The following is a 12,376-nucleotide window of genomic DNA, read 5'->3' as shown; positions in this document are numbered from 1 at the left end:
ATAAGATATAAAAACGGCCAATCAAAGATTGGCCGTTTTTATTGATAAAGCTTGCGGGTTAATGCAACAGGCTTATTGAGGTTGCATTTGCGCTTTCGCTGCTTCCACTTTAGAGAAGTCTAAACCGAGTTCCAAAACAGCTTCTTTAATCAACCCAGGGTTTTGCATAACCATTGCCATTAGCTGTTGTAGCTTTTCCGCTGGAATACCTAATTGACCAATAATGCTCATAGCCATCATTGGGTTTTGAGTTAATGCTTGGAACACTTCACTGATTTTTTCATCACTGACGCTATGTTCTTTTAATAGGGCAATAATTGGATTCATTGCAAGACCTTGTGTTAATGGATACGAATTATCTTACTATTTTACCATTGATATCGTTATTTTGCAGAGTGGAAAACTTGCTAAATGATTTCATTAACTTATGAATGAATATCCCCCCATTATGGCTACAGGTGTAGAACGTAGTAGTAAAAAGCCAGCATCAATTGCGCTGGCTTTTTGTTGACCAAGTTGGGATCAGCCTTAATATTGCATTATTTATAAATGTAATCGGTTGCGATCTCACCATTTGGAGTATGGGCATCTCCCATATAAAGAATGTCAGGGCGCGACTTTTCTCGGTCAGTCAGTGCAAGTCCATCTTGAATGATATTTGCGTCGCAATAATCGACGCCATAAAAGCCTTCAAAAGCTGACTGATCGCCAATTTCAGTTGCTGATAGCTGAGAGAGCGCTAGGATCGGTGCTGCTGGAAAGGTTAAATACCAACGTGATCCCGAAACATTACGCTCAATATCAGCACGAGAAATCTCGGTGGTGCTTTTACCTGTCTGCTGGGCTAAATATTCACGGTTTGATTCACTTAAAAAGTATGTCGCAACATTACCAACTTCAGCCACAGGCTCATCATAGATGGTTTGACGTAAAATAATGTCACCACTGACTGTTAAGTTGTTGATTCGGCCACGTGTTAAGTCACGACAACTACTTTTACAGGCAAATGAGCCTTTGCCGACAAGTAATGCTGAACCACTGTCGATAGCTTCGATGTTCTCTACACTAATGTCTTTCATTATCTTACTGTGTGGCTTTAACCACACTCCGGTAAACCCGTTAGTGACTTTAATATTTGAAATTTTGATTTTATTGGCTGAACTAAAGTAAGGGCCTGAGCGGTTAAAGTTGTCTTTGTTAGTGCCATTACCTGCCTCAACTCGAACACCAATACCATTAAAGGCTTCAATATTATCAATTTCAATCCAGTCTCCACCGTAAACTTGCACCACACCGTATCCTGTATGTGCATTAATTGACTTAATGTTTTTAATTGAGCCTTTAATAGGGGTGCGAGCGTAGGTCGGGTTACGTTGAATGGCAAACATGTCAGGTACGATATTGCCGCTATCATCGATGAAATTGCCATTCTCATCGGTTGGGATGGGAATATTAATAGGGTTCATTGGTCTATTTAAGTTAGGTGAACCTTCAGGATTTTTTACATAGCGATTTTGAAGATAAAGTGGCGCTGAGCCAAATCGATACGTGAATGAGCCATCTTTGTAGTCGGCATCGGCAAACATTTGCACAGATACTGATTCAGTATGATTATCTTCAATGGTGACATTCGACACTGAAAAGTTTTCGACATAAAATAATCCAAATGGAATAGCACGAGTTAAGTTGACTAGCCCACCTCCATTTCCGCCCTGCATTTCGCCATAGTTAAATGGCATATTGGTTTTAGCATCGACAGTAAAGTTTCGAGTCGGATCCGTTGATGTGACTTGAACGTTCACCGTGCGCTCAGCTGATAACTTACTTGGACCAATACTGCGACCAAATGAGAATAAAAATTGGCGATTTGGTCGGTTATTTGGGTTACCAGTAGGGTAGGTATCTTCTTTAATGCCACGCATTTCAAGTATGACTTCAGGCTCGACTTCAATACGGACATTCGATGGTACGACGATGTGCGCCAAGCTGTAGCGGTTATTCGTCCCTTTTTGAGACGCCCGTAGAATAACAACACCGCCATCGTCTTCTTTAGCCGCAAACCTAAGGGCTTTTTTTAGTCTACTGGTGTCATTGACTGTGTCATCAAAACTGTCTGATGCATAGAGGACTTCGGGTTCATCATCAAAGACTTTATTTTCGAAGAAGCCAATATCTTCTCCCGTATACCCCGTTAAGTCAGTATCTGTTGGAAGGTCGGCTTCAGCAACCTCAGGTATACCTTGGCAAAAGGCACGTTCGTATTTGCAATGTCGGTGACCATTATGTTCTTGGTGTTTATGGCCATGTGACTTATCTTTTCGCCATTTATGGGCGTACCGTTCACTGTGGTGCCCAGTTCGCTGAGGGCGATGTCGCTCTGCGTAATTTGCGCTATTTTGCGTAAGTTTTGATGATGATTTCATCTCTGAATGGTTGTGCTCAGTGCCAGCAAAAGCCCCCAATGGCATGAGTGCGAGTAAACTTATTATGGTGAGCTTTTTATAGGTCTCGTTGACACTATTTTGGTTATTTTTCATTTTCATATCCCTATTATTTCGAATATATCAGCGGAGCTTCTCCCCATCATTCCGCTTGAAGGCACCTAATGTGCGTTAAAAAGTGTATATAAAAACAACAATAAATCAACAAACATAGTATGAATATATTTTTAATATGTTCAAGTGGAGGTGAAAAAAACCGGCAATGGGTTATGAATGCCGGCTTTTTAAGTTTCTAATAGATTGAAAAAAATGATTATTATTGATTAAAGAATCGTTGGGTTAATTTGTACTAGATGAGTCATCGCGTCTAGAAGCCACTTGGATTAAGAGGAAGATAAGCCCCATAGACACATGTGCGCCCCAGAATATGGCATCATTTAATTCGAGCTTAATGTACTCAGAGTGTTCTGCATTGGCTTCAGCCCATGTACTACTGAGACCACCAATAACCAAAACCAACACCAATAAGCTTAAAATGTTGCTGTGAGATCCCCAAAGCCACCATGAAACAAGTTCTAGCAATATGACTAGCGCGGTAGCGATTAAGGTAAATGGCTTTTTTTGTAAATATCTTTCTGGTAAAAACACGTTCGAAAATAATAAAAATAGCACCATGAATACGGCATATTTTATAAAATCTATTATGATTTCAGTGCTTAGTGATTGTAAGAAGTAACAGAGAAAAGCGCCTGAACCTAATAAAATGAGATTAAAACCTGTAAAAATGTAAATAGGTTGCCCTTTATCTAGCATGAGTACGCCACATATACTGGATACAAAAAAAAGGCCCAATATCGGCCAAAATCCAAGGGTGTCTATCCATAGCGAAGGGATATAACTGATTGCCATATATTGGGTTAATCCACCCCAAAATATCAGTAAACAGATAATTATATTGAATTGTAATTTGCTAATTTCAGGATCGAAGAGTAAGAAGCTTTTAACTGGACCAAATTTTTGCATGTTGCACCATTGTTATTTTTATTCTTAATTATCAATAATTAACTAAATTATGGTAGCTGTTTTTATTGATGGATATCAATGAAAGTAGGTTGAAAAGTCAGCGGTTAATGACGGTCGAGACGTTTTATTTTTATCTTCCTCAGGTTTAAGCTTTATTTAATTGTTAACCATGACAATGGATTTATGTTGATGTAACAAGGGTGATGGTTGTCCCGTTCTCTCGGTGTTAATTCGATTAACATTCATCGCTAGCTTTACTTACTGCCGCAATTTACTAATGATGGCAGCGGAAGAAAATAACAATAACTAGATCAAGGAGACCTCTCGTGAAGAAAGTCGGGATAGTGCTTATGTGCTTGTTGATGCCAGCAGCGTCAATAGCTGCAGAGCAAGTCAAATCAACACAATCAATTCAAACTGCAGCACAAGACACGACATTATCAGTGGATGTGTTGTGGAAGTTAAGCCGAATAGGCAATCCAATTATTTCACCAAACGGTGAGTTCATAATTGCACCTGTGACCAAGTACAATGTGCCTGAAGATAAAGGTGCCACTCAGCTATGGTTATTCGATAAAGATGGGAAAGGGCAACGCGCGCTGACTGCTGAAGGGCAACGTGCAAGTGAGGCGACGTTTTCTCCTGACGGTAAAACACTCGCGTTTATCAGTAAGCGTAATAAAGATGATGCTGGCCAAGTGTATTTACTCCCATTGGACAAAGCGGGCGAAGCACAGCGCTTAACCAATGTGCCAGATGGCGTTAAAGGCCTTAAATGGGTTGGCGAAAATGTTTACTTCATTAGTCGTATCTTCCCAGGTAAAAATTGGGATGAAATGGCAACTCAGTTAAAAGCGAATAAAGACAATAAAGTTTCTGCGCATCAGTGGAATGCATTACCTTTTTCAAGCTTTGATCACTGGATTGAAGAAGACAGACAAGCGCATGTATTTCGTATTCCGGCAAAGGGTGGCGAAGTAGAAGCGATCACTCAACCATTGAATAAGCAACTGCCACGTTCATCACAAAGCAGTGGCAACTACGATATTTCGCCTGACGAACAGTTCATTGCGTTTAACAGTAATGGTTGGGACAATCAGGTTGATCCAAAAGTTGATATTTTCATGGCGAAAATTGGCAGCGGTAAAGTGGTTAACTTAACGCCTAAGAACGAAGCGCCAGATTCAAACCCTACCTTTAGTCCAGATGGTAAAACGTTAGCGTTTACCCGCCAGCTTATCCATGGTTTTTACGCTGATACAGCAAACCTTGTGTTATTGGATGTGAAAAAGCGTACTGAACGTGTGATCACAACTGACTGGGATCGCTCTGTTGCCCGCTTTAGCTGGACGGCTGATAACAAAGGTTTTTATGCTGCTATTGATGATGCTGCCACTCGCCGCATTTTCCACATCAATGCCAGTAATGGCAAGGTAAAACCGATTACCAAGCAAACCAACTTCGGTGCACCTGCTATTGCGAATGACGGCACGATAGTGGCTGCAAATGACAGCTTTTTGTACCCAGCTCGCTTAGTTAAAATTAATCCAAGCAATGGCAAAACCACGCGTTTAGATAGTTTTAATGATGACATTCTAGCGAATGTAGATATGGGTACATATGAGTCAGTGACCTATAAAGGCTATAACGACGAAGATGTGCAAATGTGGGTACATTACCCGCCAGGGTTTGATAAAAGTAAAAAATACCCACTAATGATGTTGATTCATGGTGGTCCTCACAGCGCGATTTCTGATGGTTTTCATTATCGCTGGAATGCACAAACATTTGCCTCTTGGGGCTATGTCACAGCATGGCCTAACTTCCATGGCTCAAATAGTTTTGGCCAAGACTACACTGATAGCATTAACCCAGACTGGAAAAACAAGTCGTTGGAAGATGTATTTAAAGCAACGGATTGGTTTAAAGCAAAAGATTGGATTGATAACGAACGTTTAGTTGCTGGTGGCGCAAGCTACGGTGGCTACTTATCATCGATTATTTTAGGTCAAAAAGATCAGCCATTTAATGCATTATTTATTCATGCTGCGGTTTACAATATGTACTCGCAAATGGCAGCCGATTTCTCGGTGCATAGCACACGTTTTGGTGACTACTGGGATAACCCTGAGATTTATAAATCAATCTCTCCGCATTACGGCGCTGAAAACTTTAATACTCCAACCTTAGTGGTTCATGGTCAATTAGATTACCGCGTACCAGTAGGCCAAGGGTTTGAGTTATTCCGTACTCTTCAAACCAAAGGTATTGAGTCGCGAATGATTTATTTCCCAGATGAAAACCACTGGATCATGAAGCCAAATAACTCAATTTACTGGTACAACGAAGTTGAAAAGTGGATGAACCAGCACGCAGAGCCAGGTGCTAAGTAATGCTTAATTTATCGAATTCATTCACTATTCAATAGTGTGGTGAGTGATATCTCAGTCAATCAAAAATGCCGCAATCAATAGATTGCGGCATTTTTATAACTTGGAAATAGAATAACGACAACGCCTTATTTAAGGCGATAAAAGTGTCAGCAAAGATTATGCTCCGTCGAGATACTTATCGACAGTAAGCTGCACAGTATTAGGAAGAATAGGTTTAGTGAGGTATTCGTCTGCGCCAATTTTAAGCGCTAACTTTTGATCTGATTCTTCAGTAAGTGAGCTGATAACCACGACAGGGACATGCTGCGTCAGTTCATGCTCTTTCATGTATTTAATCACTTGATAGCCATTCACATCAGGCATGGTGATATCCACAAACACAAGATCTGGTTTCATTGAAGAGAGTACTTCAATCGCACCATCACCAGAGTTGGCAGTTAATACCAGATAATCATCACCAAGAAGCGCCAGTATCATACTGGTACAGATTGGATCGTCGTCTATCACAAGTATTTTCGCTTTATCCATTGGTGCCTCTTTCTAGTGTTGTGATATCGCTGTCGATATATTCATCATTGTATGTAAAACAATATTAATTGCTAGGGCTAATTAAGCATAGAACATAAGCTAACTTGATGAAAGCGCTACTATTCAGGCTGTTTATATTGACGATATTTTTCAATGACGCCATTTCTATCTAGACCACGTTTTACATTTTTACACAGTTTAGCAAAGCGACTAATATCGCCAAGCTGTGGTGTGTTGCCATGTTCAATTGCCGCTTCCCAATAGCTGATTTCGCTATCAACCAATTCGAGTAACTTTTTCGGACAACCTTGGCAATTCCCTTCAGGGCCACATACAAAGGTGTCGGGCTCAGTTAATGGAAACGTGGCTTTCACCTGAGTCATTATTTGTTGCATTGCAGTGATGCGATCAGGTTTCTTGTTCATTAGCCTTAATACTCAGTAGGAATAAAGCCTTACATGTCATGCTTAATACTATTATTAGTCCAATGGGAGCAGGATTTAGTTCAATTAAATCTATGCTGAATAAGGCGAATATAAGTGATACTCTTTGGCGATATCAGCGCGTTGCAATATTCAGTATAACAATCATAATCTTTCTGGAAGCCAGTCTACTATGCCTCAATTTACAATAGTCTCAGCCATTTTAATCATCGTTTTATTGTGGCTGAGTCCCTCGCAATCATTTGCTGCTGACCGCTTTTACGCGAATCAAGCATTACAGCAACAAGCGCCGCAAGCTTTTGCACTTCAGCCTCAAAGTGATGCCTTCCTTGCGCCAGCTTATGCGTTAACAATATCCCATGCGGATCGCTTAGTTGGGTTAATTAACCAAGATAAAAATGTGACAGAAGCAATAGCAAATTGGTCTGATTTAACCATAGATGAGCAAATACCTTGGCTTAAAAAGGTATTTGCTTTAGCGGTGCAAAGCTTTGGCACCCAAACTCCGCTATTAATTATTGATAACCATAGCTATCCGAACAAAATGGTGTATTTTGATTTCGATGTGGAAAAAGGCGGTAGTGGCATTGTTTACCTCAACCCTGAGAAACTTGCAGAGGAAGACCCTTATGCCTCACTGGCATTTTTAGTTCATGAAACTCGTCATTCATATCAATTTCAGCAAGCTTTATCCGGTAATAACGATCCCATTTCTCAGGGGTATCTAGCGGCATTCAACGCTCAAAAGCAATTAAAGGGCTTTGGGTTTAGTGATTTTTTAACCCTACTGAACGAATATGAAGCCTTTCAATTTGGTAATTATGTGATTGGTCAATTAACAGATTGGCAAGTTGATATGTTGAATATGGGGACATTTGCGAGTCAGTTTAATCGCCAAGGCCAGCTAAAAATTGATTTACAAGCATTGTCACTCAATACGAGTGAGCAAACCTTGTTGGAGCAATATAACGAGTTGGCACAAAAGCAATTTAACCTGCGTCAACAGCAATAAAGCAAGCTTCTTTATAACCTGACGATATGCGGCTGAACTATGAATCTTAAACAGCTTGAAATCTTTTGTGCAATCGCCGACACCGGTTCTGTTACTGCGGCGGCAAAACAGCTAAACAGTAATCGTACTCAGCTGAGTATGGCGATGAAGGCATTAGAAACGAGCCTTTCAGCTAAGTTATTTGTGCGTTCTGGTAACAGTTTAGTCTTGTCTGAGGTGGGCAAGTCAATTTACAAAGACTGCGAAAGTGTCGTCGCAACATGTGAGCGTATTCAGCAAACTTGCGAGCAAACGATCGATAAGTTTCGTTCGGAAATTTGGCTAGCAAGGGATGATTCTTTTCCTGATGAAGTATGGCAAACCTTTATTATAGAACTGAATAACCACTTCACAGCAACCACAGTGAATACTGTATTAGCATCAAGTGGTGATTTAGCTAACCTCGTCAATACTGGGCAAGTGGACTTTGCCTTTGGTGTTGATTTTGAACGAGTGGATGATGCCAATACTGACTATCTGCCCTTGGGGCGAATTCGAATGATGTCAGTGTGCGAGCATACACATCCACTTGCGAGCCTTAAGCGGGTGTCGGATAGCCAATTACGTGAATCACTGCAAGCAGTAATGGTTTACTTAAATGACAAAGATAACCCTGAATTACAGCCTTTTTCATTGCGACATATTGGTTTTTCAAGTTTCGAATATATGTTGAATACAATTATGTCCGAAAAAGCATGGGGCGTGTTACCTGAGCCATTGATTAGACCTCATTTGAGAAATCAAAAACTGGCGGTGATAAAACATACCTATGGGTTAACCCACGAAGATTACTGCATGTTTTCAATGCCAGGCAGCGCACAACCTGAAAGTGTCGCTTGGCTGTGCGATCAGATCAGCGATTATCTGTTTAAGTTTTAATGCCTTTCAGCCTTCGAATGTATCACTAACTCACTGAGCGTCATGTTTTTTGACGCTTAATGTGCGCATTAACTTTATGATTTATATCAATTTATATACTTAGTCCTATCTTGGGGTTGTTATTACCAAGAATCACTGTTGAGAAAATAGTCACCAATGACAATAATTACCACAGGTTTTAATTGGTGATAATTCATGTGTGTAAGAGATAAAAATAAAGATAAACAATTACTTAAGTTTTCAGCTGTAGCAGCGTTAGCGTTTGCTGTGTTAGGTGTTGTAGTGGGTGGGTTAAGCGGCTCAATTGTCATTTTATTTGACGGTGCTTATTCGCTGATGAGTTTATTTCTTACCATGCTTTCATTAGCCGCCTCGAGTTACATGCGTGCTCCCTCAAGATCTCAATTTGCGTTTGGCAAAGCGATCATCGAACCCCTCGTGGTGGCAATTAAAGGTACGGTGATTTTAATGTTGCTGTGCTTTAGCTTATCGTCAGCGATGACAACAATACTAAGTGGTGGTAAAGCCATTGATATGTCTATTGCGGCTGTATTTGGTTTCATTGGTTTATTAGGGTGTGCTGGTGTTTGGTGGTTTTTAGCTCGCCAAAACGGGCCGCAGCGCTCGGGCTTATTTGCTGCTGAAATAAAACAGTGGAAGATGGATACCATTATCAGTGCAGCAGTTTGTGCAGGCTTTATTATTGCTGTGTTAATGGCATATACACCTTGGCATGCATATGCCGTCTACGCAGACTCTGTCATGATGCTGCTTATCGGTAGTTACTTTATATCGGTGCCATTAACCATGCTCACTGGTGCGTTAAGAGAGCTACTGATGATGAAGCCGAGCCAAGAGATTTGCTCTCTAGTGCATGAAAGTGTCTCAGAGGCCAACGGTTCTAGCCTACAAGAGCTTGAGATTACAGGTATTGCTAAAGTAGGTCCCGAGTTGATGGTGAACATTAATGTAAACCCGAAGAAGTCGAATCAACTATTACCTGACTTGCAAAAGATCCGTGCATTGATGGATAAAAAATTAGCGACGTTATCATTAGATATTAAGCTCAACTTAGATATTGTGACAGAAGCGAAGTAGCGCGCCGCCATAGTGTTGGTGCGACTAACCAATACCCAATTTACTGCAACATCGATTACTCATTTAACACATCTCTTCGAATAAACCACTTGGTTAGCCTATGACTTGATTCACAGGCAATGTAAACTGAAACGCTAATTAAGTGGTCGCTTATATTGTTAGTTTGATAAGAATCAATTACTAATGAGTGAGTTAAGTGAACAAAAGCCGAGTTTGGCGCTACTTTTGTCATCTTCAGAACGCTATTTTTTCCAAGTAAGGCTAAAATCAGCTTAACAATGTTCCACAATTGTTTTAGTTTAAGATGTTGATAAAATTAATTTTGATGGCACTTTTTTAAAGTGTGTACGTTTTGGGGGATAATTATTTGCATAAAATGTACTACTTATTCTTGCTGAGTGCAGTTTTGCTGTTTCATGCAAAACTGCATGCCACCACTCTTAAATATAATGTCAATGGCTCAAGTAGTTGGGTGCCCTATTATATTACCGAAGACGCGAATAACTCAGGTATATTAGGTGAGTTAGTTCCGCAAATCCTTGCAACGGCTTCAATCGACATCGAGCGCCATGATTTTCCTCCCCAACGTACAAATCAAGCACTTGAAAAAGGGTTATTAGATTTTGATTTTGTGAGTCCAAGTTGGTTTGCTGAAGGAGATATGGGAGCGCAATTTGTTCAGTCAGAGCCAGTGCTTCATATTCAAGAAAACATCATAACGCTTAAAGAGAATCAGGAGGCTTGGTCTAACATTGCTAAGATCAAAGGGCAGCCAATAGGCACTGTATTTGGTTATTTGTACCACGATGATGATATTTTTACTCGAGTGGACTTCAGTTCTGAAAAACAATTAATAAAAGCTCTGCATAAAAACAGAGTTAATGCTGCCATTTCGGGAGATTTACCTGCTTTGTATTGGGCGAAAAAGCTCAACCTCCCAATCGCATTAGCTGCTATTCATTCAAAAGGGGTGTTAGTCATGCGCTTAAGGAAAGAGCATCAAGCGTTAATGCCACAAATTAATGCCGCCATTTTAGAGTTAAAAAATGACGGCACCATTCAAGACTTAATTGACAAGTACACCAAAACAGAACTCTATTTGTAGCAGGTACTAATTTGCCAGTTTTACCTGTGAAAACTGCTTTTTCTTTCGCTCAAAATAATGATGTGTCTCAGTCATAATGACATGTCTTAAGCCAATAATTGCAATTAAATTTGGTATGGCCATTAAGCCGTTAACAGTATCGGCAAGCATCCAAATTAAATCTAATTGAATAAATGCACCGACAGCAATCAAGCCTAAGAAGGTTAATTGATACACCTTAATCCCTTGGTCTCCAAGACGTTTGTGGGTTAGGTAGTACCAACAACGTTCACCGTAGTAATGCCAGCCAAGAATTGTCGTGAAGGCAAAGCACACTAGCGCTATTGTCACAATATATTGACCGACAATGGCTGAGCCTCCCGTTGAAAATGCGGCACTGGTCATTGCAGCACCCGCAGTATCACCATTCCAAACACCCGTAATAATCAGGACTAAACCTGTCATGGTACAAATCAAAATTGTATCAAAAAAGGTCCCCGTCATACTGACAAGACCTTGCTCTACAGGTTCTTTAGTTTTGGCAGCAGCAGCGGCAATTGGGGCACTACCTAAGCCAGATTCATTTGAAAAAACACCTCGGGCAATACCAATTTGAATCGCTTGGGCAACAGTCGCACCTAAAAATCCACCTGCAGCTGAAATGGGGGTAAAGGCTGAGTGAACTACTAATTCGAGCGCCGGTACGATTTGCTCTGAAAAGCTAAACAGAATCCAAATACACGCTAAGATATAGCCCAGCGCCATTGTAGGTACCAGCTTTTGGGCAACGTTAGCAATACGTTTGACGCCGCCCAATGTGACTGCTGCCACCATTGTTGTCAGTACAATTGCTGTCACCCATGTAGGAACATTGAACGCAATCGTCATGGCATCGCTAATGGCATTCACTTGGGCAAAAGTACCAATGCCAAAAAACGCCACACCAACACCAAATACCGCAAAGATTTTGGCTAGCCATTTTAGGCCAAGCCCTTGTTCAATGTAATACATAGGGCCGCCAGCAATATTACCTTTGGCATCCGTGGTGCGATACTTAACCGCTAGCATACATTCGGCGTACTTGGTTGCCATGCCAAAAAAGGCGGCTAACCACATCCAAAATAATGCACCTGGGCCACCAATTTTTATCGCAGTAGCCACCCCGACGATATTACCTGTACCTATGGTCGCCGATAGGGCAGTACACAAGGCTGCAAATGATGATAAGTCACCTTTGCCTGTTGCAGGTTTGAATAACAAACTTAAGGCAAAAGGGAGCTGAAATATTTGTAATAGTTTAAGCCGAATAGTGAGATAAAGACCGGTACCAACCAGTAAGCATAGGGTGATTGGGCCCCAAACAATGGCATTGATATCAGTTAATAACGCGTGAAAGTTCATGGTGTTCCTCGAATATTAAACAACAAAATTAATAT

11 protein-coding genes are annotated in these 12,376 nt (G+C 40.7%); 5 read left to right on the top strand and 6 right to left on the bottom strand.

The window, feature by feature from the left end:
• Positions 1-72 precede the first annotated feature (72 nt).
• From AN944_RS01645 to AN944_RS01635, 3 genes are all read right to left on the bottom strand, one after another.
• Complete coding sequence (locus AN944_RS01645; RefSeq protein ID WP_055022838.1) at positions 73-327, bottom strand: DUF2999 family protein; 255 nt, start codon at positions 325-327, stop codon at positions 73-75.
• A gap of 212 nt (positions 328-539) precedes the next feature.
• Positions 540-2,537 (bottom strand): hypothetical protein, encoded by a 1,998-nt coding sequence (locus AN944_RS01640; RefSeq protein WP_055022837.1) that lies wholly within the window; start codon positions 2,535-2,537, stop codon positions 540-542.
• A gap of 243 nt (positions 2,538-2,780) precedes the next feature.
• Positions 2,781-3,464 (bottom strand): hypothetical protein, encoded by a 684-nt coding sequence (locus AN944_RS01635; RefSeq protein WP_055022836.1) that lies wholly within the window; start codon positions 3,462-3,464, stop codon positions 2,781-2,783.
• A 326-nt stretch (positions 3,465-3,790) separates the two neighbouring features.
• Between AN944_RS01635 and AN944_RS01630 the strand changes: the two genes are divergently transcribed.
• A complete protein-coding gene (locus AN944_RS01630; RefSeq protein WP_055022835.1) occupies positions 3,791-5,857 on the top strand; it encodes a S9 family peptidase in 2,067 nt (688 codons plus the stop codon).
• Between the two features lie 156 nt (positions 5,858-6,013).
• Here the strand turns inward: AN944_RS01630 and AN944_RS01625 are convergent, their stop codons facing one another.
• Both AN944_RS01625 and AN944_RS01620 read right to left on the bottom strand, forming a co-directional pair.
• Complete coding sequence (locus AN944_RS01625) at positions 6,014-6,385, bottom strand: PleD family two-component system response regulator (RefSeq protein WP_055022834.1); 372 nt, start codon at positions 6,383-6,385, stop codon at positions 6,014-6,016.
• Positions 6,386-6,504: 119 nt separating this feature from the next.
• Entirely contained in the window at positions 6,505-6,810 is a 306-nt protein-coding gene (locus AN944_RS01620; RefSeq protein ID WP_055022833.1) for a hypothetical protein, read from the bottom strand.
• A gap of 190 nt (positions 6,811-7,000) precedes the next feature.
• On the opposite strand from AN944_RS01620, the gene AN944_RS01615 reads away from it, so the two are divergent.
• The 4 genes from AN944_RS01615 (at position 7,001) to AN944_RS01600 (ending at position 10,961) form a co-directional block, all read left to right on the top strand.
• A complete protein-coding gene (locus tag AN944_RS01615; RefSeq protein WP_055022832.1) occupies positions 7,001-7,840 on the top strand; it encodes a hypothetical protein in 840 nt (279 codons plus the stop codon).
• A 39-nt stretch (positions 7,841-7,879) separates the two neighbouring features.
• Positions 7,880-8,758, top strand: coding sequence for a LysR family transcriptional regulator (locus tag AN944_RS01610; protein WP_055022831.1), 879 nt, complete (start codon positions 7,880-7,882; stop codon positions 8,756-8,758).
• A 195-nt stretch (positions 8,759-8,953) separates the two neighbouring features.
• A complete protein-coding gene (locus tag AN944_RS01605; protein WP_055022830.1) occupies positions 8,954-9,856 on the top strand; it encodes a cation transporter in 903 nt (300 codons plus the stop codon).
• A 376-nt stretch (positions 9,857-10,232) separates the two neighbouring features.
• Entirely contained in the window at positions 10,233-10,961 is a 729-nt protein-coding gene (locus AN944_RS01600; RefSeq protein WP_055022829.1) for an ABC transporter substrate-binding protein, read from the top strand.
• 6 nt (positions 10,962-10,967) lie between these two features.
• Here AN944_RS01600 and AN944_RS01595 read toward each other — a convergent pair whose 3' ends face one another.
• Positions 10,968-12,341 (bottom strand): sodium:alanine symporter family protein, encoded by a 1,374-nt coding sequence (locus AN944_RS01595; protein ID WP_055022828.1) that lies wholly within the window; start codon positions 12,339-12,341, stop codon positions 10,968-10,970.
• Positions 12,342-12,376: the final 35 nt, after the last annotated feature.

This window comes from Shewanella sp. P1-14-1 (genome assembly GCF_001401775.1).
GTDB classification, from domain to species: domain Bacteria; phylum Pseudomonadota; class Gammaproteobacteria; order Enterobacterales; family Shewanellaceae; genus Shewanella; species Shewanella japonica.
This window is presented reverse-complemented; position numbering and strand designations above follow the sequence as displayed.

Bases quoted from the DNA above. Each gene is read 5' to 3' on its own strand.
- AN944_RS01620 (WP_055022833.1), bottom strand. From the start codon at position 6,810: ATGAACAAGAAACCTGATCGCATCACTGCAATGCAACAAATAATGACT.
- AN944_RS01600 (WP_055022829.1), top strand. From the start codon at position 10,233: ATGTACTACTTATTCTTGCTGAGTGCAGTTTTGCTGTTTCATGCAAAA.
- AN944_RS01610 (WP_055022831.1), top strand. From the start codon at position 7,880: ATGAATCTTAAACAGCTTGAAATCTTTTGTGCAATCGCCGACACCGGT.
- AN944_RS01645 (WP_055022838.1), bottom strand. From the start codon at position 327: ATGAATCCAATTATTGCCCTATTAAAAGAACATAGCGTCAGTGATGAA.
- AN944_RS01640 (WP_055022837.1), bottom strand. From the start codon at position 2,537: ATGAAAAATAACCAAAATAGTGTCAACGAGACCTATAAAAAGCTCACC.
- AN944_RS01635 (WP_055022836.1), bottom strand. From the start codon at position 3,464: ATGCAAAAATTTGGTCCAGTTAAAAGCTTCTTACTCTTCGATCCTGAA.
- AN944_RS01615 (WP_055022832.1), top strand. From the start codon at position 7,001: ATGCCTCAATTTACAATAGTCTCAGCCATTTTAATCATCGTTTTATTG.
- AN944_RS01605 (WP_055022830.1), top strand. From the start codon at position 8,954: ATGTGTGTAAGAGATAAAAATAAAGATAAACAATTACTTAAGTTTTCA.
- AN944_RS01595 (WP_055022828.1), bottom strand. From the start codon at position 12,341: ATGAACTTTCACGCGTTATTAACTGATATCAATGCCATTGTTTGGGGC.
- AN944_RS01625 (WP_055022834.1), bottom strand. From the start codon at position 6,385: ATGGATAAAGCGAAAATACTTGTGATAGACGACGATCCAATCTGTACC.